The following is a 24,367-nucleotide window of genomic DNA, read 5'->3' as shown; positions in this document are numbered from 1 at the left end:
GTCTGCACCAAAAGAGTGTAAATAAACATAAAACTTGTAAACCTTACTCATCATAAGGATTATCGTTTTAGAAAAGGAGTGTGTGTTGAAAAAATTTTTAAAGGTAATTTTAATCTTATTAGTAATATTTATAGGAATTATGTTGGGAAGCATAATTTTAAATAAAACATATCATACAGAGTTTAAGTCTTTAGATAATACGGATCAAAAGATGTTAAAAGAATTAGCTACTATTTATAAGAGCTTTGAAGAATCGAGTGATAAACTTTGGAATGAAGATTATCGCTTCGAAAAAATGCCATTGGTTCTGATACGTAGTAATAAAGACGGGGGATTCTTTAGACAAGAAGCTTATGCAGTTAATGTAACGGGATTAGAAAATAGTATTTTTGCAAAGGAAATAAAAGTCTCAAATTCTCTGCATCTACCTAAAGTCTATCGCTTAACTCGTTTTGATTTTAGAACTATTTCTACCTGGATTCCTTGGAATTTTGGGACAATAAATATTAATGATATGGATGTATTTTATTTAAAATATCATCCTAAAATGTTTAGTAATCCAGATTTATATTTTGATTTTTCATCTTTCTTATTACATGAAGGTTTTCATGCTTATAAACAAAAAGATTGGACATATGATGCAAATGGTGGAGAGTTTATTCACGAATATCCGATTAATAAAGAAAATTACGCGCTAATGGGATTAGAATTTAAGCTATTAGATAAAGCAATGATTGATACAAGCCCAGAAAGTATTAATCAGGCATTATATGATTGGACAATTGTACGTAACTATCGCTATAAAAAATGGCCTCAATTAATTGGAGAAACAAAAACTGAAGCAATAGAAGGTTCAGCACGATACTTAGAGTATCGTTATAGTAAGTTAACTGGTGGAAATCTTATGGTACTTGCAAAGAAACAGAAGCCATATCATGTTACTTTTATGGAGGCGTTCAACTTCGTTGCTAATGGACAGGCAGAATCTCCAAAGTTTTTAGAGCGGAATATGAGATATGAGACTGGTTCAGCCCTTGAATTAAGCATGGACAAAGCAAATATTCCATGGAAAGAAGCTATTGAAGATAGTGCAACCAAACAAGGAAAGACACCATATGAAGTATTAAATACGTACTTTAATATAAATAATACGCCCACAATTGAAAATAAAATCAAAGAAATTAAAGAGAACAATGACTATGAAACACTTTTAGAACAAGGAGAAAAACTGGTTAAAATAAGTAACGATTAAAGAAAATAAGATTTGAAAAAGAATTTCCTTTAATGAGCGTATTGAAGAGGATTCTTTTTTCATTTTATAAGTTATATAAACTACAGGTGTAATCAAAAAAGTTTAATTAAAAGAAGGAATCTCAAAATAATTATTTTTTATTAAAAGCTAAATTTAATGAAGAAGAAAACTTATTAATTGTAAATGGATCTAAAGAAAATTTTGAACAATATTTAAGACATTATCTTTTATACCGATTATGTTATTTTGGCGCTTTTAATTGCAAGTATATACTAAAGAGAGGATAGAAATGTACCACCTGCTTTTGCCTTTAGTTGTTCAATACGAGAAAAATGTGGAGGAATATGATGGAGTCAAAAATTCTTATTGTTGATGATGATAAAGAGATTAGAAATCTTATCTCTGTTTATTTGGAAAATGAAGGTCTGAAAACTCAAAAGGCAGAAGATGCTATTGAAGCTTTAAAATTGTTAGAAGAAAAGAAGTTCGATCTTATTATTTTGGATGTCATGATGCCTAATATGGATGGTATTGAAGTGTGTATGAAGATTAGGGAAGAACGAAATATGCCTATTATCATGCTATCTGCAAAATCAGAGGATATAGACAAAATCCAGGGTCTAGCTTCTGGTGCCGATGATTATTTATCAAAACCGTTTAACCCGTTGGAGTTAATCGCTAGAGTAAAATCCCAATTAAGAAGGTTTAAAAAATACAATATGCATACAGATAATAATAAAAGCATCTTAGAAATTGGTGATTTAACCGTGAATACAGATACACGTCAAGTATGGGTAAGAGGAACGGAAGTAAGGCTAACTCCAAAAGAGTTCGATATACTCAAACTACTTGCTCGTAACAAAGGAATTGTTCTCAGTGTTGCAAAAATATATGAAGCAGTTTGGAAAGATGCTTTTTATAAATCGGATAATACTGTCATGGTGCATATTACAAAAATAAGAGACAAAATTGAAGAGGATTCTAAACATCCAATTTATATTAAAACTGTTTGGGGAATTGGGTACAAAATATGAAGAAGGTTAGTTTTAGAAATAAGATAATTATAAAACTTCTTGGTGCTGTTGCAGTTAGTTTTTTTGTTTCGTTTGGTTTAACAATCCTCACTTTTCTATATGTCATAATACCATTAAATCTAAATCACTATCTTGATGATCTTAGTACATTTGAAAATAATATGCTTACATTTCTTATATTCGCGTTAGCAATCTTTACTTTTATAATCATTTTTTTGATATTGGTTCGAAAGAAAATAATATATTTAAAGCTCATTTCTGATAGTGTTAATGATATTGCCAATGGAAAGCTGGGTTTGACAATTGGGATTGAGGGAAAGGATGAATTGACTCATCTTGCTCAAAATATTAATTATATGTCCAAGGAATTGGAGAATACATTTGAACAGGAAAGACAATTGGAACGTACAAAAAATGAACTCATAACCAACGTATCTCATGACTTACGCACACCGTTGACATCTATTATCGGCTATGTAGATTTATTAAAAAGAGGGCAATACGACAGTAAAGCACAATTACAGGAGTATCTCGAAACCACTTATTTAAAATCACAGAGATTGAAATATCTAATTGATGAACTATTTGAGTACACCCGTTTATCAGACATCGATGCTAAGTTAAACATTAACGAAGTTGATTTATCAGGCTTGTTGGAGCAAATAGTTGGAGAATATATTCCTATATTTGAAAAGGCAGGTTTAAGTGTTCAAAAATCAATAACGGAAGAAACAATACCTATTTTCATGGATGTAGAAAAAATGGTACGTGTTTATGAAAATCTGTTTATGAATGCGATAAAGTACAGCATGAAACCATCCGAATTATCAATATGTCTTGAACTAATAGGTAACAAAGCAATTTTGAAAGTATCAAATAAAGTCGAGAAGCCGCCTGTTAGCGATCCTAATAAATTATTTGAAAGGTTTTTCAGGGGTGATAAGGCAAGAAAAGATGATCAAGGAAATGGACTGGGACTCGCTATTTCAAAAAGAATTGTTGAACTTCATAATGGTAATATACATGCAGAATATAAAGTAGGCTGGATGTCCTTTATTGTTGAACATCCAATTAAATAGAATGGCTTATGGAATGAAAGGTTCCATAAGCTTTTTTTTAAAACTTAAGAAACTTCTTAAGTTAATAATTCAAGTAGGCCATTCATAGTAGAAATGATACTGACAAATTATTTTATTTATTACTATAAGGTGAATACTGGAATGAAGGGGAAGTTCATTGATATCTCTCCGAGTGTTTTTGCCTACAGTATATTTCAGGGGGCAATAAATACACTCACTCGTACTTTAGCACAACAACTTAGTGCCCTTGGTATTACAGTAAATGCAATTCTCCCGGGCATAATTAATACAGAAATGAATGCCGAGACATTGGGGAATCGAGATGGACAGAAATATGCTGCAGATTTATCGACTTTTAATAGGTGGGGAGAACCTAAGGATATAGCTGATATTGTAGGTTTTCTTTCTTCATCAGACAGTCGTTGGGTAACTGGTGAGTTAATTGATGCAAGTGAAGGAAAATGCTAAAGATGTAATTAGAGAAGAATAGCAAAAGTCATAGTAATACGTGGTTCTGGTGCAAATATAGTAATTTTTGAAAAGTGACTGACAGACTCTGTCAAGTAGATAATAAGAAAACGGCTAAGCTACCAGTGTGTTTCGATATTTAATCGGGGTACACTGGTTTTATTTTTTTGTAAATGTGGAACAAATGTATTACTTAGATTGTCTATTAAGTGTAATCCTAAAAAATATGAAAGTACGGATCATTTTGAAAAATACAAGGGTATTAAAAATAGGGATGTGTGTGGGAATACTAAGTGTCAGTGCGCCTAAAAGGGTGTGATGAGATGGTCTATATGAAAGCGATCCTAATGTCTTATATGTATATAGAATTTGATAACACTGTCTATTTTTTGGGGGATCATGTTAGAATAACGTTTTTTTGAGTACAAAGATATTGGAGGTAACAGAAGTGAAAGGTATGTTTTACAAGAGATTTATTGCAATAGGAACAGTGCTTACACTATTTTGTAGCATAGTTGTTACATCTGGGAGTGCATCAGCGGAAACAGTCCCTGCTTTAGACGTAGAAGCAGGGTCAGCAATTTTAGTAGAAGCAAATTCCGGAAAAATTTTATATCAAAAAAATGCAGATGAATTATTAGCAATTGCTAGTATGACAAAAATGATGAGTGAATACTTAGTTCATGAAGCGGTGGATAAAGGAAAACTTAAATGGGATCAAAAAGTTAAAATTTCTGAATATGCATATAAGATTTCGCAAGATCGCTCATTATCAAACGTTCCATTAGAAAATGGTGGCTCTTATACGGTCAAAGAGTTATATGAGGCAATGGTAATCTACTCTGCAAACGGTGCAACAATTGCTTTAGCTGAAGAGATTGCTGGAAAAGAAGTCAATTTCGTGAAAATGATGAACGATAAATCAAAAGAGTTTGGAATGGAAAATTATAAATTTGTAAACTCTACAGGTTTAACAAACCATGATTTAAAAGGACATCACCCAGAAGGGACAACTCCAGACGAGAAAAATAAAATGTCCGCAAGAGATTGTGCGATTTTAGCACAACGTCTTATTCAAGATTTCCCGAAAATATTAGATACAGCAAAAATCCCTAAAAAAACATTCCAAAAGGGTGGCAAGTATCCGATTGATATGACGAACTTTAACTGGATGTTAAAAGGCTTAATTAAGCAATACGAAGGTGTAGATGGGTTAAAAACAGGAACTACTCCAGAAGCCGGAGATTGTTTTACTGGTACAGTAGAAAAAAACGGTATGCGTCTAATCTCTGTAGTTATAAAAGCAAACTCTCATACAGCACGTTTTGATGAAACAAAGAAATTATATGATTATGGATTTGCAAATTTTGAAGTGAAGAAGGTCTATGGAAAAGATTCAGTAGTAAAAGGTCATGAAACAGTGCGAGTAGCAAATGCAAAGGACAAAGATGTAGTTGTTCAAACGAAGCAAGCTGTTTCACTTCCAATGCCAAAGGGCAACAAAGACGTTTATAAAAAAGAATTTAAAGTATCGAATAAAGAACAAGAAGCGCCTATTAAAAAAGATGTAACAATTAGTAAAATGACTATATCACCTAAAGATAGTACAGATCCTGGATTTTTATCAGGTAAATCATTACAAGTAGACCTTGTAACAAAATCTGAAGTAGAACAAGCAAATTGGTTTACACGTTTAATGCGCGAAATAGGATCTTTCTTTAGCGGTATGTGGAATAGTGCGGTTGATATAGTAAAAGGCTAACTTTGTAGGATAAAACTAAATATTAGCCTGAAATAAAAGGTTTCAAAGTATTATAGATTCTTATGTGGATGGCTTGGAATGGAAGATTGCATTAATTCTCAAATCTGGTTCTTCGGAACTTTCGGTATTGCAATCAAGCTAAGATAAATTTGTATCCATATAATCAAAAAACGCTATTCTTTTTGTAGAAATATACAGAAAGGATGGCGTTTATTATGAATTGTTCGATTCAAAGGGTTCTGGTGCAAGGCTAGTTTAATAAAGTTACATGATGAAAATACATTCATTATTCCATCAAGTGACAATAAAAATAAATACCTGGTACTTATTCCTGTTATTAAATTTTATAAAAATTTAATAAAATCTTTTCTTCTTATTAAATATTTTGTTTTAAATTAATTATATAAAGAAATGGAGGCCGAAAAATGAATTTTTTAAAGAAATTTAAGTATCTTTTTATAGTGTTTATCCCTATGTATATAGTTATTCTTTAATTTCAATCGAATAAAAAAGCAAGGTATTCGAGAAAAAAGTACGGTACCATACAGAGAAAACGCTCTCCCATACAAAAGTAAATTGTACCGAAAGTGATAAAAGCGAATGTTATATGGAGGGAACTCCCTAATAAATTCACCTAAAAATCGGTAATTAATGAAACAAACAATAACAAAATGATACATGATTACGAGTTAATATCCCCAAAAGATAGGATTACTAGTGACAATCTTTGATACTGACAAGTGAGGTGACGTCGATGAGAGGGACATTAATAAAAAGTGGAGTATTTATTTTAGTTTTAACAGGAGGGCTATATCTTACAAAATACGCATATGACCATCATACTAACCGAGTTAAAGTAAGAGACACGATTCAACAAATATCAATAGAGCATGGTATACCGCCATGGATTCCTTTATCTATTGCATTCCATGAAAGTAAGTTTGATCGAAACGCAATTGGAGATCAGGGCACATCATTTGGACTGTTTCAGCTTCATCGAGGTGGACTAGCACCTAAAGATTTAACGAACGAAGATTTGAAAAATGCAGAAACCAATACTCGAATTGCAATATCTAATATGATAAATGCATATAACCGTGGTTTACAGCAAAATTTAAAAGGACCAGAGCTATTAAAATATGTTGCTAATACCTCAGGGTGGCCTGGGAATAAGGGTGTTCAATGGACAAATAAGCAGACAGACTATAACGAGGGTTTAGAAAACAGTTTTAAAATGTTTTCTAAACGACAATATGATTTTATAGAATGAAATTTCTTTTTTCTTTCTATTATTATATAACTTATGCCTAAATACGAAAGTTTCCTAAAACAGATACATAGATTGACTTTGTACTGCTTATATTAGGAATTTAAAGAAACAATATGTATAATTCTCCCACTACAATAGTATAGTGGCCTTTATTAACAGCAAAATCTACAATTTACAAGGAGAACATTTTATGAGTAAGAGAATAAAAGAATTAGATTCCATACGAGGGTTAGCGGCACTGACAGTGGTATTTGGACATTTTTGTTTAATGCTACCATCGTTGCCTAATTCTATTAAATTTTCTCCGCTTAGGTTTTTATGGGCTGGCGGGGAAGCTGTAATCGTTTTTTATGTACTCAGTGGTTTTGTGTTATCTATGGCACTTTATCATTCAAAAACAAATTATTGGGGATATTTAATTAAGCGATTTGTACGAATCTATATTCCTTATTATTTTTGGATAATCAGTACCTTTGCTTTATTTATTTTGTTCTCGCCGTATGAAGTGGCTGGACTACGGGATTGGTTCTATGATAGGTGGCAAGGGTCTATAACAAAAATAGATATTATAAACCATTTTGTGCTTCTTAATAACTTTTTTACGGAAAATTATAATCCAGTTATCTGGTCATTGGCTCAAGAAATGCGTATATCTATTGTGTTTCCGTTGTTATTCCTTCTTTTTTATAAACTGAGTTGGAAGAAAACGATACTATTTGCTTTGAGCTTTTCTTTAATTAGTGTTTTCCTTAATATGTTGCATATAGGGAAAGCAGAGGGATTTTATAATGGTTATGCCGATACACTGCATTTCACATCGATGTTTATGGTTGGAATGTTACTTTTTAAGCATCAGGAAAAGCTTATCTACTTATATAGGAATATGAAAAAATTTAATAAAGGATTTCTTATTGCATTAGGGATTATTCTATATTTATATTCCATTTTAATTTATGGTTTTTCCCGTAATGATACTACTTTCTTATTAAAAGATTGGGGTGTCGTAATCGGTGTTAGTATATTTATAATAATGGCCATGAGTAACCTAAAAGTGAAAGCATTTTTAAATAAGAGTGTATTTGTATACTTAGGAGAAATTTCATACAGTATCTATTTGTGTCATTTTCCAATCATGATGGTACTATTTAAACTTTTGTATACAAAGATACCTATCTTTTTCCTTCTTGCTTTGTGTATTTCAATGACAATACTTTTTTCTATAGTTTCGTATCATTTAATTGAAAAGAAATGTATCAACTGGGCAAAACAAAGAACAACAAATTTTCGAAAAAAAGTGTAATGCTTGAAGGAATTTTATTTCTTTAGTAAATATACGAATATGACCGATTCCTAAGTATATTAGGAATCGGTCAATTACGGATTCTATATAAATATACTAAAATTGAACAAATTTTTAATTTTATACTTAACTCCCAAAATCCTCTTACTAAAGAGAATCTTCGTAACGTTTTTCCAGACATAGCCGAAAGTACAATTAGTAAAACGCTAGTTTCCTTGTAGCTGCTTGGTCAAATAAAGCTGGTTTCAAGAGGAAGAAATGCTCAATGTATACAGGTTTAATTCTGTATTAATAATTATTAGGGGTAACAACATATCGCTATCTATATCTAAAATGTTATATAAAACTATTGAATATTTTATTCGTAAAAACAGAGGTGTAAAATGAATTTTATTTCCGAACTACTTGTTACCTTTGCAATTCCTACAATACAACTCACATTCTTGTTACTACTCATTTTTGTTTTTAGCTACTTTTTAGTATACAAAAAGGTATGTAAAGGAGGGGGGGAATTTACCGTACAACAAGTTATATTGTTTATATTGATAATAGGATATTATTCCCTTGTATTATCAGCTACTTCATTTGGTCGTCCAGATGATATAACTTTTGCAAGAACAATTGACTTTGATGTACTTAGTGTTTATAAAAAAGCATGGAATACCTTTTCATTTTCTTCTTTTTTCCATATCATTGTGAATATAGGTATGCTTTTTCCGTTAGGAATTTTATTACCTTTATTTAGTAATGTTTTTCAAAAAACAAAATGGATGTTAATCAGCTCAATTATAGCAAGTTTATTGATTGAAATCCTTGAATTTACAATGCAACGTGGAAGTATGGAACTAGCCGATTTACTTCATAATACTTTAGGAATGATGCTAGGATATTCTATGTTAAATATAGTTCTTATATTGTTGAAGAAAAAAGAAACAGATACACAAATGACCAAATATTTATTTCTTTCGATTACAGTAAGTTTTGTTGCACTTGGAATAATGATTTCGTATCAAATGAAGGAATTTGGGAATATGCCTTTAGATCCCATTACAAAAACAGACATGACTGATGTCACTATAAAAACATCAATAGAGTTAAAAGACGAAGGTAATAAAATGCCTGTTTACAAAGAGGAAATTACAAAAATGCCTAATGACAATGAGCCAGTTACAAAAAAATCACATATTCGAGATGTCGAAATTCTGTCTCCCAAAGAAGTATTTCAAAAACTAAAACAAGGAGACTTTGATCCTATAATATCTTTCAAAGCAGGTGATACATTAGTCATTACAGATTATAATATAGATTACTACGCTGATACAAAAGGCTTTTCTCAACCTATATATGTTTTTCAAGTACGCTTAAATGATAATGGGAAAGATAGTTGGTCTCAACCTATTTCTGCGAGAAGATAACGTAGATTTTCATGTTTTTGTTCATGTGAAATAGTTTAATCGAGTTGTCTTGCTCATTTGAAAAATCTCCCATGGAATTTAATTGAAATTGAAAAACATTTAAGAAGAACAATTACGCTGTGGGCTATTGTATAGTGTAGATATGAATAACAAAAAAGGGGGACTATATATGTGGAAGCGATTTGTAGCGATTGGTGATAGTTTTACAGAGGGGATAGGGGATGAAGTTGAGGGAATAGCATTAAAAAGCTGGGTAGATCATTTTGTTCAACTGTGTGTAGATGATTTAAAATATGCTAATTTTGCAAAACGTGGGTTAGTAACTAAAGAAATTCGCTCACAGCAATTGGAACAGGCATTAACTTTTAATCCAGATTTGGTTAGTCTAATTGCAGGTGCAAACGATGTTTTAAAAGGACGTTGGAATCATCATGCATATAAGAACGATATGGAATTTATGATAGATACATTAAGTAAAACAGATGCTGATATTATTATAGCAAACCTTCCAGATTTTACAGTTCGGCTTCCGTTTCCTTCTGAAAAAAAACAAGTATTAAAAGAACAATTATTAGAGGCAAATGAAGTTATACTTTCACTGAGTAGAGAGTATAAGCTACATCATGTTGACTTTTGGAATCATCATTTAGTTAATGACAATACGCTTTGGTCTACGGATTTAATTCATCCAAACTCAAAAGGATATGTAAAAGTTGCTGAATTGATTTTTAGTAGTTTGCCTGTACATGACTCTTTTAAATAAGCTGTAGAATGACCTAAACTCCTGTCGCATGCTGTACAGGGGTTTTTGGTGCGAAAAAGAAGGATATAGAGTGCCTATAAATTATACTTTAAGTAATTCTTTTTATTGTTTATATTTTTGTTATTTTCTGTTGCAGAATCCTTAGTATAAGGATTCTTTTTTTGTATCAATAATCTATAAAGAAAAAAGATGAAATTGGCGGAAATGAACTAAAAGGTATTTTAAATGAATTGTTAAAACAACACTAATAATGATAACGTTCGCAAAATATATTCGTCGTTTGTAAGAATCTTAAAATCCTCCCTTTTGGATGCAGCTTACCCATAAATTTAATTTTTTTGTAAATGTGGAACTATTTCATTACTTACACTGTCTATTAAGCGTTAAAACATTTTTTATTTAACATATTTAGAAAGGAATAATCATTTTTAATTAAGGGAGAAGATTGAATTGAAAAAAATATGGATGCTGCTTTTCTTTTGTTTTGGAGTTATGTTGGTAGGATGCAATAAAGATGAGCCGCCAAAACAAGCATTTGAAGAATATATCAATTTATGGAATGATAAAAAATTTACAAATATGTATGATTGTTTATCAGAACATGCAAAAAAAACGATTTCTAAAAAGGAGTTCACAGAGAAATATCAAAAAATTTATGAGGGTATTGGAGTTAAGAATTTAAAAATTAAAACGAAAGGAGCGAATACTAAAGATAAAGAACTTTTTCTTTTTGAAGTTAATATGGATACGGATGGAGGAACAGTTTCATTCATCCATGAAGCAAAACTCGTGAAAGATAAAGATAAGGAATCTTGGAAAATAGATTGGACACCAGACTTCATTTTCCCAGGTATGAAAAAAGATTACAAAGTACGTATGCAAACAGAGCAAGGAAAACGCGGAGAAATATATGATCGAAATGGAAAAGGGCTTGCAACGAATGGTAAAGCGACTGAAGTTGGAATTATTCCAGAGAAACTAGGTGAAACGGCAGCGCAAACGAAAGAAATAGTAGCACAATTACTTGATATGTCTATAGAAGAGATCAATCAAAAGCTCGCAGCGAAATGGATAAAACCAGATTCCCTTGTACCAATTGGTATTTTAAAAGAGGGAACGAGACAGAATGATTATATTGAATTAGAAGGAGTTTCATCTCGCCCAGTAAATATTCGTACGTATCCATTAGGAGAAGCAGCGGCACACTTAACGGGATATATAGGAAAGGTAAATGCAGAGGAGTTAAAATCGCTTCAAAAAAAAGGTTATCAAGCAGATGATTTAGTGGGTAAGACAGGTTTAGAGAAAGTATTAGAGAATAAATTGCGTGGTGAAAAGGGTGGACGCGTATTTATGGAAGATGAGAACGGGAAAGAGATTAAAAACGTAGCAAAACAAGAAGCAAAAAAAGGGGAAAATGTTACGTTAACTATTGATGCTGCAATTCAAGAAAAAATCTTTAATGAGATGAAAAATGAAGCAGGATCTAGTGCAGCGGTCAATCCTAAAACGGGTGAAACAATCGCACTTGTAAGTAGCCCTGCTTATAATCCAAATACAATAGTTAGAGGAGCATCAAAAGCTCAACGGGAAGCATGGAATAATGACTCGAAACTGCCAATGATGAATCGCTTCACACAAGCATTTGTACCAGGTTCCGTATTTAAAACGATAACAGGTGCAATTGGTTTGGAAACAAACACAATAAATCCTAAGGAAGAATTTAAAATTCAAGGATTAAAGTGGACAAAAGATTCATCTTGGGGAAATTATTATGTAACACGTGTGAAGGATGCTAGTCCAGTTGATTTTGATAAGGCAATGAAGTACTCTGATAATATTTATTTTGCTCAACAAGCTTTGAAAATAGGAAAAGATCAGTATGTAAATGAATTTAAGAAATACGGATTTCATGAAAAATTACCAATTGAATACGAATTCCCTATTTCAATCATTGCAAAAGATGGGATAAAAAATGATATTCAACTAGCAGACACGGGGTACGGACAAGGACAAGTATTAATGACACCTCTTCATTTAGCATTGACTTATGCACCGATTGTCAATGAGGGTAACATTCCGTCACCGCATCTTATAAAAAAAACAAAAGAAGCGGGAAATTGGAAAGAAAATGTGATTTCTACCAAGAATCAAGAGATATTAAAAAGTGCGTTAATAAAGGTTATTAATGATCCTGATGGTGCTGGGAGAATTGCTAAAGTTGATGGTGTAACTCTCGCTGGTAAGACAGGTACAGCAGAACTGAAAGAATCGAAAGAAGCAGAGGGTAAAGAACTTGGATGGTTTGCAGCTTTCGATGCAAGCGCGCCAAATATGATTGTTACCATGATGATTGAAGATGTAAAAGGAAGAGGCGGGAGCAACGTTCCAGGTGAAAAAATAAAACATGTTTTTCAGAAATAATACTTAATTAGAAGGTGAAATTTACTTCTTTAGTAAATATACAAACCTTACCGATTCAAGATTATATTAGGAATCGGTTAATTTATGTCTAAACGCAGATTTTATGATTTTAATAATCGTATTTAATTACGTGTTTTTTACACAATTAAATACGATTATTTTTTATTTAAAAATTATAAAACAACAAATTTTAAAATGTTAAATTAGATAATTGAAATTTAAAAAATAAGAGCTATTATACTTAACTTTATTTTCAGAAATATTACAAAACTGTTAGTTTGAAGTAAGGTTATTCAATATAAGTAAGAGGGGAATTTCTTTATACTAAAAGATAAAAGTATTAATTAGATATTTCTAGATAATAAATAGATACATAAATAAAAGGAGCTAAATATATGTATAAAATCATGATTGTAGAAGATGACCAAAAAATTTCTAAACTACTTCAATCCCATATTAATAAGTACGGGTATGAAGGGAATATTACAGAGGATTTTGAAAATATTTTGGCTAACTTTGAAAAAATTCAACCTGATTTAGTTTTATTAGATGTAAATTTACCGAGTTTTGATGGTTTCTACTGGTGCAGACAAATTAGAACGGTCTCTACTTGTCCCATTATATTTATATCAGCACGTAGTGGAGAGATGGAGCAAGTTATGGCACTTGAACATGGTGCAGACGATTATATCACTAAACCGTTTCATTATGAAGTTGTAATGGCAAAAATCCGAAGTCATCTTCGAAGAATTTACGGAGAATACGCACCGAAAGCGGAAGAAAGAGTTGTTCAGCAATCCGGTTTAATACTTTATCCAGAAAAAATGGAATTAAAGCTAAATGATAGCATGTGTATACTGTCAAAAAAAGAAACTGTTTTACTAGAAACTCTCTTACGACAATCTCCTAGTATTGTTAGTCGAGAGAAGATTTTAGAAAAACTTTGGGATGACTATACGTATGTAGATGATAATACGTTAAGTGTAAATGTTACACGTGTCCGAAAAAAATTAGAGGAAATCGGAATAAAAAATGCATTAGAAACAGTTCGTGGTGCTGGATATCGTTTGAAAATAACTTGGAAGAATGATGAGGTATAATAATGAATTTATTTTTACGTGAACATATCCCTTTCATCTGTTTCTCAATCATTCAGCTATTTGTCGTTCTAACTGTTTATTGGCTGGATGGATATAACCACTTATCTACTGCGTTATATAGTGTGTTTTTAGGAGGATGCTTTTTAATTGCGTTTTTACTTTATCGCTACTTTAGCCATCGTAGATTTTATAACAAATTATCCAACCCTTCTGAAACATTAGAGGACTCCTTAGAAGAACTCGATTCCACTCCATTATCAGTAGCACTTCAGCGTGTGTTAAAGACACAATACAGTCAATATCATCAACAGTTAAAGACTTGGGAATATAAACAAAAAGAGCACCTTACATTTATTAATCAATGGGTGCATCAGATGAAAACGCCCCTATCAGTTATTGAACTGATCACACAAGAAGAGAATGGGGAGGTTTTTGAAAGTATTGTGGAAGAAGTAGATCAAATGCAGTACGGATTAGAAATGGTCTTATATATGGCGCGATTACAAACGTTTGAGCAAGATTTTTATGTGGAAAGAGTTTCGTTACAGGAAATCGTTCAAGAAGTAATCCGTGAAAATAAACGTCTGTTTATCCGTAGCTATGTTTATCCAGAAGTAAAAGTAAAACAAACTATTATGGTAGAAACCGATAGAAAGTGGCTTCGGTTTGTTATTCATCAAGTGATATCCAATGCCATTAAGTATTCAGCAGGAAGTAGAAAAAACGTTACTATTACTACATTAGAAGAAGAGCGCTCAGTAATCCTTGAAATACACGATCATGGTGTGGGAATCCCAAAAGAAGACCTCCCGAGAGTATTCCGCCCATTTTATACGGGAATAAACGGTCGGAAATTTAAGGAATCTACTGGGATGGGATTATATCTTGTGAAAAATATTATAAAAAGATTGGAACATGATATTGAAATAAAGTCGGAAGTAGGAAAAGGAACAACAATCTGTATTATTTTCCCTTATGCAAATCGTTAGAATGGTATTTAGTTTGACTTTTCAGAAATATTACAGACCTGTTAGATATATGAAAGGTTAATCGATATGAGAAGAAGGGATGCTTAGATAAACTTAGGTTATTAAAAGATAAAAAGGAGCAAAACGATATGGAAATATTAAAGGTCTGTGAACTGAGTAAAATCTATACAGGAAAGGTATCTTATGAAGCGCTCGCCGACATTAATTTGAGTGTGAAAAAAGGGGAGTTTGTAGGAATAATGGGACCATCAGGAAGTGGAAAAACTACTTTGTTGAACATGGTTTCTACTATTGATTCTCCCACATCAGGAGAAATATTGATTAATGGAGAAAATCCATATCAATTATCTCAAAATGAACTGGCATTATTTCGAAGACGTGAATTAGGTTTTGTGTTTCAAGCATTCAATCTTCTTACAACATTAACTGTAAAAGAAAATATTGTTCTTCCTCTGACGTTAGATGGTACTAAAGTTGAGGATATGAATCAGCGTGTAGAAGGTATTGCAGAAAAATTAGGCATTCAAGATATATTAAATAAACGAACATATGAAATATCGGGCGGACAAGCACAAAGAACAGCAATTGCACGTGCTCTAATTCATAAACCTAAATTATTACTTGCAGATGAGCCGACAGGAAACTTAGATTCAAAAGCGGCTAATGATGTAATGGAGTTATTAAAACGATTAAATAAAGAACAAGATGCAACAATGATGCTTGTTACGCACGATCCAGTGGCTGCAAGTTTTTGTGATCGCGTTGTATTTATTAAAGATGGAAAATTATATAACGAAATTTATAACGGAGAAAACCAACAAATATTTTATCGAAAAATTATAGATGTACTTGCATTACTAGGAGGTCGTAAGCATGACTTTTCAAAGATTCGCTTTTAATAATATCATTCGAAGTAAGCGGACTTATGCTGCACACTTTCTAAGTAGCTCATTTTCAGTTATGGTTTTTTTTACATATTCACTCTTACTTTTTCATCCTGATTTACAAGGAGAACTAGCCTCCACAAGTAAAACAATGAGCCTTTTAGGAACAATGGGGATGCAAATCTCTCAATATCTCATTTTTGTATTTTCATTCTTCTTTCTTTTATATTCGGTGAGTTCTTTTTTTAAAACAAGAAAAAAAGAATTTGGAATTTTAATCATGCATGGTATGACACCGGCGCAGTTAAATAAATTAATTTTTTTAGAAAATATGTTAATTGGAGTCGCTTCAATTACATTTGGTATCTTAATTGGTTTAATATTTTCAAAGCTCAATTTATTGGCAAGTGAAAATATATTAGCGATTGATAAGGGTCTTCCTTTTTACGTTCCTATAAAAGCTGTCTTTACGACAACTGGCGCATTTTTGATTCTGTTTCTAGTCATTTCGTTGTTTACTTCTAAAATGGTAAAAGCAAACAAGTTAATTGATTTGATGAAATCAGAGGAAAAGCCAAAACCAGAGCCAAAGGCATCAAAAGCATTAGCATTTCTTTCCGTATTCTTCATTGGATTAGGGTATGGATGTGTGTTCTATTTCGTATTAGAAAGAAACTTCATTATGCCTTACTTACTTGGAGGGGTAGTCTTTGTAGTGATAGGGACATATTTTCTATTTTCACAGTTGAGCGTGTATGTAATACGTGTCTTAAAGAAAAAAGACACTTTGTTTTTTAATAAAACAAACCTTCTTACTATATCTGAATTGGCCTATCGTATGAAGGATAATGCAACTATGTTCTTTATGCTAGCGATTGTTTCCGCTGTGGCCTTCACAGGGATTGGTACATGCCTAGCAATGGGAAATAAGGGATTAACCGAAATGACCAATCCATTTGCATTTACCTATACTTCGTTAGGAGAAAATGCACAAGAAGAAGAGCACATTACAGAAATGAAAAAACAACTTACTCGCTCAAATTTCTCTTATCAGGTAGCGGTTACGAATCCTAAATTCACGGAAAATAATTTAGTGCTAATCAAAGTATCAGAGTATAACAAGTTTGCAAAAATTTTCGGATATGAAATGGAAAAGATAGATAATGATCAAGAAGCGATTATAGTACCCTCAATCATTTCGCAAAAAGAAAAGTATGCAAGAGGAAAAGATATACCCGAGAAAATAGATGTAGTACAGGAAAACTTAGAAATGTCCCTCCGGGTCAAGAAGGCGGTCCCACATATAGTTCTCCCAAATTCAATTGGAGCCATTATTGTTGTTTCGGATTCTCTGTACGATAAAATCCCTAACAGAAAGACGGAAGATGATTCTTACGTAATGAAAAGTCAATATGGTTTTGTCGTGGAAAATTGGGAGAAATCAAGAGTGGTTACAAAAAAATTAGAAGAAACAATGGGTAATCATAATTCGGGGCAAGCACATCATTATTTTAAAGCGTTGTATTCTGAATGGATTTCTTCGAAACAAGAGAACGGTATTTTACTTATTGTCAGTGTATTAGTAGGGATCGTATTCTTTACGTTTGCAGCCAGCCTATTATATTTCAGGCTATATGCAGATTTAGAAAGAGAACAACAACAATACGAAATGATTGCGAAGGTCGGTCTAAGTAGAAAAGAACTAAAGAAAATCGTAACACGACAGCTTATACTAATGTTCTTCTTGCCTATCATTATAGCGATTATTCATAGCGGGGTCGCTTTTATAGCCTTGCAACAGCTAATTGACTACTCAGTTTTAAAGATTTCGATTTTAATTATACTAGCCTTTATATCCATTCAAAGTGTGTACTTTTTCACTGTCCGTTGGCGTTATTTACAACGGTTATATAAAAAAATTATGTAGCGTATTGATAAAACAAGCAAAGAGGAGAAAAAGCAATGAAAAAAGTAATGAAAGTGTGCGTGGCAGGGATTGTATCTATTTCTATGTTAGGAGCTTGTTCTTTTGGGAAGAAAGAAGAACCAAGGAATGCCGCTTTATTAATTGGAGGAGAACAATCATTAAAAGGAATAGTAAATCAACATAAAAGTGAACTTAAGACCAACACTTTGTATAAAGTGAAGCAAGCAGAAATTGATGGTAAACAAGTATTAATGATGGATCAAAAAACAGCGAAAAAAATGGTTGGGTTAGGTGTATTAAGAGAGTCAGATAATGATGATGAAGTATGGAGTTCAGACCCAATTAAGTCAGTACCTTCAGTTCCAAAAGATAAAGCTGTCTTACTAGCTAGTAAGAAAAATAAAAAAATCAAAGAATTAACAATTAATGAAAAGAAAATAGATGTCCAGTATGCTAGTGATACTTGGTTTGGTCACTATCGTAATCCAAATTACGAGGAATTGATTGTAATTGTTGATAATGCAACTTTCAATCAAATCCCTGTAAATGAAACATCAATGGAAATCCTTCATTTCAATAAATCGTATGGTGAAGATAGACCATATAACACAGATGATGTTACGGCTGTACAAGCAGAAACTGAATGGAAAAAACTAACTAAAACTATGGGGAGTCAAGTGGATGTATTAGATGCGGTTTCTATTATAAAAAAATAATGAAAATATATTTAATACAGAAAAACCAGGATGATTTTAAGAATTTATCCTGGTCTTTTTTATTACATTTTTTTAGAAATATCATCTGTCGAAAAAAAAGATAAACAATGGAACAAATGAAACTTGTATCATGTCTATATATTGAAACCATATTAAAAGTGAGGGCAGCTTTATGTTTATTCAAATAAGTTTGAGGTGTGGAAATGGAACAGAAGTTTATTGAAAAATGTAATCATGATGAGCTTGACTATGTTATAAAAGACTATTGGCAAGATGTATGGAATTATTCATTTATTATTACGAAAGATCCACACTTATCAGATGACATCACACAAGATGTATTTATTAAGGTTTTTAAACATTGGAATTCGTTTCGAAAGGAGTCATCTATTAAAACGTGGATATTAAAAATTACAAGAAATACGGCAATAAACTATTTGAAATCCTCTTATTTTAAAAGGATATCTTTAGTGGGATTTTTTAGTGACGATAAGCAATCTCCATCGGCAGAACAAGAATTTTTTAATCAAGAGGAAATGAATGATGTGTGGGATGTTGTATTAAAACTACCTAAAAAACACCGCGAAATACTAATATTGGACGCGAAATATGAATTATCTTATGAAGAAATGGCTGAAACATTAGGTGTATCCATTGGAACAGTCAAATCTAGGTTAAGCAGAGCAAGAAGTAAAGTTTCAAAATTAATAGGGGAGGGTAGAAGTGATGAACAGTAAAAAAAATCCTGACTGGTATAGCAAATTAAAAAATGGACCAATGGAGCGTCGTAAAGATGAAGAAGCATTTATTTATAAAATAAAGCAATCGATATACCAAAATAGTGAAGTAGACTCTGTACCATACAAGAGACCATTTCGTAAAAAAGCATTGCCTATTGTAGTTGTTTTGGTTTGTACAATGTTATTTTTTATTGTTCAACAACCTTGGCTTGATGATAATAAATCACCGGTACAAAGTAGTACTCAAATTAAGCCTAAAACAAAAGATGAGTCTGCTCAAGATCCATCATTAAAACAATTTATGAATGAGTTATATCGAAGTACAAATTCAAAAAATGAAAATGACCTGTATAGAGCGTTAAATGATGAAGTTCTATTTAAAGGGAAAAGTTATCAGAAGGATGAATTGAAGTTTGATGAGGATATTTTTCATGAGTTGCAAGTCGCTCTTACAATGGGGGGAGAATTTGCAAATGATACAAAGAAATCATACAAAGTACCAAGTGGATTGACAGAAAGTAACCAACCAAAGCAATCGCATTTTATATATGCAACTGTTACTGGAAATAAAACGAAAATTTTAGCTGAACCAAAACGAGAATCACAAGTTTTATATGAAGTATCTAATGAAATGGTAAAAGCTTTGATTCCAGAAAAAGCGCAGAATGATGGATATATAAAAATATCGACAATTAACGGTTATACTGGATATGTACAAAAAGAGTATGTTTTAACTGATATTAAATATTCTTTCATATTTGAAAAGAATGATGAAGGTATATGGGAAATAACGAATATAGATTCTATATGGTAAAAGAGGAAGGTTCACTTTAATGAACCTTCCTCTTTATCTTTATCCTCTTTTTGAAGTGAATTCCAGCACTCTAAAATTTCTGATGTAACGAGAGCAGCAATATTTTTTTCCGAATTACTACCAGGAATAACGACAGAAATAGCAATTTTTGGATCTTCGGTAGGAGCATATGCAATGAAAAGAGAATGATTTATCATTCTTTCTTGCTCGTTCGGAGAGCCAGTTATCCCTGTTTTACCCGCGACATGAAAGGGCAAGTTTTTAATCTCCTCTATATTTTGACTCATCCCACCTTGCACGACACCCCAAAATTTCATAGGATAACGATTTGAACTTTCTAAGAGTGGTTTAAACTTTTTTGTTTCCTTATCGTCTTGACCAATAATAGCACTTACGATTTGAGGTTTATATTTATCACCTTTACTTGCCAAAGTTGCTGCATATTGAGCAAGTTGAAGAGGGGTGTGTACTTCATTTCCTCCCCAAGATGCATTTAATAAAGCAGAGATTCCATTTTCAAACTTATTAGATGGATGAAATTCATATTCTCCGTCTTCTTCAAAGGGTAAATCAATACCAGTTTTAGAGCGGAGGCCAAATTGCTTTAAATAATCTGTCCATATATTTGCTACTTTTTCTATATTCCCATTATTTCGGTTGAATAAGGGGAGAGCTACTTTTGCTGTCATAAATGTATTTGATGAATTAATGATAGCTTGACTCGGTGTAATTTCACCTGTTGGTGTTCCAGGAGCATTAGTGATGTTATTTTGATTATCATACTGAAAACTACCATTATCCAAATATGTATCTTCAGGTTGAAAAAGCTTTTCGTTTAATCCGATTAAAATAGTAAGTGGCTTTATAGTAGAGGCCATATTTACGTAAGATTCACCATACTTTAATTTTTGAATTGCTTTATTTTGCGAAAGGGATTTAATGTTTTCTTTTTTAGATGATACATGTGTATTTAATATATTTGGATCAAAAACTGCCGAATTGGCCATAGTTAATATTGCGCCAGTTTTTACATCGGTTACTACTGCATAACCAGCATTAGCATCAGGTACTTTCTTAATTTGAGATCTTAGTGCTTCCTCTGTTTTTTGCTGCAATTTAGAGTCTAAAGCTAGCCTGACATCTTTTCCCTGTTGTACTGTTTGGATGTTCCATAAGAATTTCTTATTGTTAATTTTAAAAATCAGAGTTTTTCCGGGTTTTCCTTTTAAATCATTTTCATATTGAAGCTCAATCCCACTTTTACCAACAGGTCCATACTTAGAATTAAGGTCATTTTCTACATACCCAATTACTTGTGAAGCAATTTCGTTCTTTGGATAATATCGAATGAATTCGTCTTTGATCACTACATTTTTAGGTTTATTCTTGTTTATGAATGAAATTTCATTTTCATTTATATCAGAGTATAAGGATATTTCATTCATAGTCTGCTTATTACAGGATTGTTGTAATTGAGATTTTATGTCCTCTGTAGAAATGTCATCTTGAAACTCGTTTGAAAATTGATTGAAAAAAGCTAATGTGTTTGATGTATCTTTATTCGATAGTTTTTCATCATTAGAAGTGCAATATAGAGACTTAACTTTCTTATTTGTAGCTAGTATTACACCATTTTGATCAAGAATTTTTCCTCTTTCAGCTGAAGAAGTTGCGATAGTAATTGAAATGAAGTTGATTTTTAATAAAATTAGTAAAATCACACTTACAATAGAAAGAACCGCAAAAAATCTCCATCTTTTCGTATGTAACATATAACCCTCCCTTATGTAGCCTATTCCATCTTATAGTTAATTATTTTTTTTGTAAATGTGGAACAACTTTATTACTTAGGTTGTCTATTAAGTATTACAGCATGAAGAAAGGAACAATCAGTATGAAAAAAAGTACATGTTAATAGTAAGTCTATGTGTAAGTTTAATATGAGTCATTATACAGTTTAGCATTTCTAATGCAGGCGACAAAAAAATAGAGAAAAAAACAGGAAGGGAGATTTATCAATTACGCGGCTAAACCAAAAGGAATGGATGCTTACAAGGATTTAACAAAAAAGATAAGACACTATTATAACTGAATAGTGGTTTCTAATATATAGGGAACGCTTTTAGTATATTTATTTACTAAGTATTAGTGAGGATTTCCTGAAGAATTATATGGAGGATTTATGAAAGAACAAAAAGTAAAGAAACAGAAGACATATATATCTATTCGATTGAATATAATGTTCCTTTGCATATTTGTACTATTCTCAGCTATTATTATGCAGCTAGGAAAAGTACAAATCGTTGAGGGAGAGGCTTATAAGAACCAAGTGGAAAACAGTCAAAATGAAACAACTAGTATACCAGTTCCACGTGGACAGATTCTAGATCGAGAAGGGAAAACGGTCGTTAATAATAAATCTCTTCGCACAATTACGTATACAAGGGTGAAGGGGATTACGAGTGAAGATATTTTAAAAACAGCAAAAGACTTGGCGAAGGTACTTGAAATGCCTGAGCAAGATATAAATAAATTAACCGATATCGATAAAAAAGATTTCTGGATGCAATTGAATATGAAACGTGCGGAATCAAAGATTACTAAAAACGACATAGGAAAGTTTAAAGAAAAGGGAATAGAGGGAAAAGAACTAGACAAAAAAATTCAAGACTTAAGACGAAGTCGCGTTACAGAAGTAGAATTGGCAGAATTAACAGCACAAGATTTAAAGGTGTTAGCTATTAAAAGTAAAATGAGTTCAGGTTATCAACTGACACCACAAATTATAAAAAAAGATGTGACAGATCAAGAATATGCGCGGATAAGTGAAAAACTTGCGGAGTTTCCAGGAGTAGATACAACAGTTGATTGGGAACGTAATTATGTAAATGGTAATTTATTTCGTTCCGTGTTAGGTAATATTACAAGTAGTGAAGAAGGATTACCGAAAGAAAACTTAGATTCTTATTTGGTACGTGGATATAACCGTAATGATCGTGTAGGAAAAAGTTATATTGAACAACGATATGAAGATGTATTACACGGCACAAAAGAAGAAGTGAAAAACATTACTGATAAATCAGGAAACATTATAAACACAGAAATAATCTCTAAAGGAAAAAGTGGTAGTAGTTTAACATTAACGATTGATATGGAATTACAAAAGAAAGTGGAAGAAAGTATAGAGAAAAATTTGAGGGCTTTTAAGAGTTCAGAGCCATTGTTGGACCGAGCGTTTGTCGTCATGACAAATCCAAATAACGGACAGATTTTATCTATGGCAGGCAAAAAGATTGTAGAAAAAGAAGGGAAAATAGAGATTGAGGATTTGGCATTAGGTAACATGACAACTTCGTATGAGCTAGGATCAGCTGTAAAAGGCGCAACGTTATTAACTGGATATGAGACAGGGGCAATACAGCCAGGAGATCAATTTTATGATGCACCGATGAAATTTAAAGGTACACAAGCCAAGAAATCATGGAATGTATCCGGATTTGGTAATATTAATGATTTACGAGCTTTACAAGTATCTTCGAATGTATACATGTTCCAGACAGCATTAAAAATTGCGGGAGTTAATTACGTACCAAATGGTTCATTGGATATTAAACAAGAAGCATTTGATAAAATGCGTTATTATTTTAAACAATTTGGTCTAGGTGTCCCAACAGGTATTGATTTACCGAATGAAATAATTGGGCAAACGAGAAAAGTAGATAGTCAACCTGGGTTTTTACTAGATTTTTCTATCGGTCAGTATGATACGTATACGCCATTGCAATTGGCACAATATATTTCAACTATTGCAAATGGTGGATATAGAATGCAACCCCAAATTGTACAAGAAATACGAGAGCAATCAATAAAAGAAGAAGAGGTCGGTAAAGTTATACGCTCTATAGAGCCTGTCGTATTAAATCGAGTTGATATGAAGAAAGAACATATTGATCGGATAAAAGAAGGCTTTAGATGGGTATTCCAAGAAGGTGATGGAACTGGCGTGAAGTATTTCAAAAATGCGCCATATAAACCAGCAGGAAAGACAGGGACAGCTCAAACTGTATATGGTGGAGATGATCCAATTGGTAGAAATGCAAAAGGAGAACGTATGGAATGTTATAACTTAACATTAGTTGGATATGCTCCATATGATAATCCAGAAGTAGCATTTTCTGTAGTAGTCCCATGGCTTCATGATGATAAAAATGGAATTAATTCTATAATTGGAAAGGAAATTTTAGATGTATACTTTGATTTAAAAAAGCAACGTATACATGGTGAAGCTGCTAGTATAGATAGTTCGAATCAAAATTAGTAAAATTTGTGCACTTTTCTCAGGGGAAGAGACCCTGTTTATATAAAAGCCTTTATAAGTTAAAGAAAAAGGAAGATTTGAAATAAGAGATAGCGGCTATCATAGTTGCTAT

Annotated in this window: 18 protein-coding genes and 2 pseudogenes; 19 read left to right on the top strand and 1 reads right to left on the bottom strand. The window is 32.1% G+C overall.

The annotated features are described in order from the left end of the window. Positions 1-85 precede the first annotated feature (85 nt). From CQ058_RS00905 to CQ058_RS00820, 18 genes and pseudogenes are all read left to right on the top strand, one after another. Complete coding sequence (locus CQ058_RS00905; RefSeq protein WP_002189633.1) at positions 86-1,252, top strand: hypothetical protein; 1,167 nt, start codon at positions 86-88, stop codon at positions 1,250-1,252. Positions 1,253-1,599: 347 nt separating this feature from the next. Then, the gene (locus CQ058_RS00900) at positions 1,600-2,286 is read left to right on the top strand and encodes a response regulator transcription factor (RefSeq protein WP_002189634.1); all 687 of its coding nucleotides are present in this window, start codon (positions 1,600-1,602) and stop codon (positions 2,284-2,286) included. Continuing rightward, entirely contained in the window at positions 2,283-3,365 is a 1,083-nt protein-coding gene (locus CQ058_RS00895; protein WP_016101995.1) for a sensor histidine kinase, read from the top strand. Before CQ058_RS00900 ends, CQ058_RS00895 begins: the two co-directional genes overlap by 4 nt. A gap of 165 nt (positions 3,366-3,530) precedes the next feature. Next, positions 3,531-3,833 (top strand): annotated as a pseudogene (locus tag CQ058_RS00890) (SDR family oxidoreductase); the annotation flags it as partial. Positions 3,834-4,281: 448 nt separating this feature from the next. Continuing rightward, positions 4,282-5,595 (top strand): D-alanyl-D-alanine carboxypeptidase family protein, encoded by a 1,314-nt coding sequence (locus CQ058_RS00880; RefSeq protein WP_002189637.1) that lies wholly within the window; start codon positions 4,282-4,284, stop codon positions 5,593-5,595. Between the two features lie 754 nt (positions 5,596-6,349). Then, on the top strand, positions 6,350-6,865 hold the full coding sequence (locus CQ058_RS00875; RefSeq protein WP_002141806.1) for a transglycosylase SLT domain-containing protein: 516 nt from the start codon (positions 6,350-6,352) through the stop codon (positions 6,863-6,865). Positions 6,866-7,007: 142 nt separating this feature from the next. Then, positions 7,008-8,165, top strand: a complete 1,158-nt coding sequence (locus CQ058_RS00870) for an acyltransferase family protein (RefSeq protein ID WP_080019327.1) — start codon at positions 7,008-7,010, stop codon at positions 8,163-8,165. 89 nt (positions 8,166-8,254) lie between these two features. Then, a pseudogene (locus CQ058_RS32170) lies at positions 8,255-8,386 on the top strand (Fic family protein); the annotation flags it as partial. 162 nt (positions 8,387-8,548) lie between these two features. Beyond that, the gene (locus CQ058_RS00865) at positions 8,549-9,580 is read left to right on the top strand and encodes a VanZ family protein (RefSeq protein WP_002189638.1); all 1,032 of its coding nucleotides are present in this window, start codon (positions 8,549-8,551) and stop codon (positions 9,578-9,580) included. A 169-nt stretch (positions 9,581-9,749) separates the two neighbouring features. After that, positions 9,750-10,343, top strand: coding sequence for an SGNH/GDSL hydrolase family protein (locus CQ058_RS00860; protein WP_002141809.1), 594 nt, complete (start codon positions 9,750-9,752; stop codon positions 10,341-10,343). 450 nt (positions 10,344-10,793) lie between these two features. Continuing rightward, positions 10,794-12,767: a penicillin-binding transpeptidase domain-containing protein gene (locus CQ058_RS00855; RefSeq protein ID WP_002189639.1), complete on the top strand. Its 1,974-nt coding sequence runs from the start codon at positions 10,794-10,796 to the stop codon at positions 12,765-12,767. Between the two features lie 395 nt (positions 12,768-13,162). Then, positions 13,163-13,867, top strand: a complete 705-nt coding sequence (locus tag CQ058_RS00850; RefSeq protein WP_002085493.1) for a response regulator transcription factor — start codon at positions 13,163-13,165, stop codon at positions 13,865-13,867. A gap of 2 nt (positions 13,868-13,869) precedes the next feature. Beyond that, positions 13,870-14,856 carry a sensor histidine kinase gene (locus tag CQ058_RS00845; protein ID WP_002017026.1) on the top strand — a complete coding sequence of 329 codons (987 nt, stop codon included), beginning with the start codon at positions 13,870-13,872 and terminating at the stop codon, positions 14,854-14,856. A 128-nt stretch (positions 14,857-14,984) separates the two neighbouring features. Next, entirely contained in the window at positions 14,985-15,755 is a 771-nt protein-coding gene (locus tag CQ058_RS00840) for an ABC transporter ATP-binding protein (RefSeq protein ID WP_105589381.1), read from the top strand. After that, entirely contained in the window at positions 15,730-17,667 is a 1,938-nt protein-coding gene (locus tag CQ058_RS00835) for an FtsX-like permease family protein (RefSeq protein WP_002192901.1), read from the top strand. Before CQ058_RS00840 ends, CQ058_RS00835 begins: the two co-directional genes overlap by 26 nt. A gap of 35 nt (positions 17,668-17,702) precedes the next feature. After that, positions 17,703-18,383, top strand: coding sequence for a lipoprotein BA_5634 family protein (locus CQ058_RS00830; RefSeq protein ID WP_002189641.1), 681 nt, complete (start codon positions 17,703-17,705; stop codon positions 18,381-18,383). 203 nt (positions 18,384-18,586) lie between these two features. Beyond that, entirely contained in the window at positions 18,587-19,120 is a 534-nt protein-coding gene (locus tag CQ058_RS00825) for an RNA polymerase sigma factor (RefSeq protein WP_002127457.1), read from the top strand. Continuing rightward, positions 19,110-19,937 (top strand): SH3 domain-containing protein, encoded by an 828-nt coding sequence (locus CQ058_RS00820; protein ID WP_002141814.1) that lies wholly within the window; start codon positions 19,110-19,112, stop codon positions 19,935-19,937. Before CQ058_RS00825 ends, CQ058_RS00820 begins: the two co-directional genes overlap by 11 nt. 11 nt (positions 19,938-19,948) lie before the next feature. Here the strand turns inward: CQ058_RS00820 and CQ058_RS00815 are convergent, their stop codons facing one another. Further along, complete coding sequence (locus CQ058_RS00815) at positions 19,949-21,709, bottom strand: peptidoglycan D,D-transpeptidase FtsI family protein (protein WP_002189643.1); 1,761 nt, start codon at positions 21,707-21,709, stop codon at positions 19,949-19,951. Between the two features lie 410 nt (positions 21,710-22,119). On the opposite strand from CQ058_RS00815, the gene CQ058_RS00810 reads away from it, so the two are divergent. Continuing rightward, positions 22,120-24,255, top strand: coding sequence for a peptidoglycan D,D-transpeptidase FtsI family protein (locus CQ058_RS00810; protein WP_002189644.1), 2,136 nt, complete (start codon positions 22,120-22,122; stop codon positions 24,253-24,255). The last annotated feature ends 112 nt before the right edge of the window (positions 24,256-24,367 follow it).

The sequence above is a fragment of the Bacillus sp. MYb56 genome (assembly GCF_002976445.1).
Taxonomy (GTDB): domain Bacteria; phylum Bacillota; class Bacilli; order Bacillales; family Bacillaceae_G; genus Bacillus_A; species Bacillus_A mycoides.
Note: the sequence above shows the minus strand (reverse complement) of the source record. Positions and strands in the feature narration are given on the sequence as shown.

Coding starts and splice junctions, on each gene's coding strand:
- CQ058_RS00900 (WP_002189634.1), top strand. CDS start 1,600: ATGGAGTCAAAAATTCTTATTGTTGATGATGATAAAGAGATTAGAAAT.
- CQ058_RS00895 (WP_016101995.1), top strand. CDS start 2,283: ATGAAGAAGGTTAGTTTTAGAAATAAGATAATTATAAAACTTCTTGGT.
- CQ058_RS00875 (WP_002141806.1), top strand. CDS start 6,350: ATGAGAGGGACATTAATAAAAAGTGGAGTATTTATTTTAGTTTTAACA.
- CQ058_RS00865 (WP_002189638.1), top strand. CDS start 8,549: ATGAATTTTATTTCCGAACTACTTGTTACCTTTGCAATTCCTACAATA.
- CQ058_RS00860 (WP_002141809.1), top strand. CDS start 9,750: ATGTGGAAGCGATTTGTAGCGATTGGTGATAGTTTTACAGAGGGGATA.
- CQ058_RS00850 (WP_002085493.1), top strand. CDS start 13,163: ATGTATAAAATCATGATTGTAGAAGATGACCAAAAAATTTCTAAACTA.
- CQ058_RS00845 (WP_002017026.1), top strand. CDS start 13,870: ATGAATTTATTTTTACGTGAACATATCCCTTTCATCTGTTTCTCAATC.
- CQ058_RS00840 (WP_105589381.1), top strand. CDS start 14,985: ATGGAAATATTAAAGGTCTGTGAACTGAGTAAAATCTATACAGGAAAG.
- CQ058_RS00835 (WP_002192901.1), top strand. CDS start 15,730: ATGACTTTTCAAAGATTCGCTTTTAATAATATCATTCGAAGTAAGCGG.
- CQ058_RS00830 (WP_002189641.1), top strand. CDS start 17,703: ATGAAAAAAGTAATGAAAGTGTGCGTGGCAGGGATTGTATCTATTTCT.
- CQ058_RS00825 (WP_002127457.1), top strand. CDS start 18,587: ATGGAACAGAAGTTTATTGAAAAATGTAATCATGATGAGCTTGACTAT.
- CQ058_RS00820 (WP_002141814.1), top strand. CDS start 19,110: ATGAACAGTAAAAAAAATCCTGACTGGTATAGCAAATTAAAAAATGGA.
- CQ058_RS00815 (WP_002189643.1), bottom strand. CDS start 21,709: ATGTTACATACGAAAAGATGGAGATTTTTTGCGGTTCTTTCTATTGTA.
- CQ058_RS00810 (WP_002189644.1), top strand. CDS start 22,120: ATGAAAGAACAAAAAGTAAAGAAACAGAAGACATATATATCTATTCGA.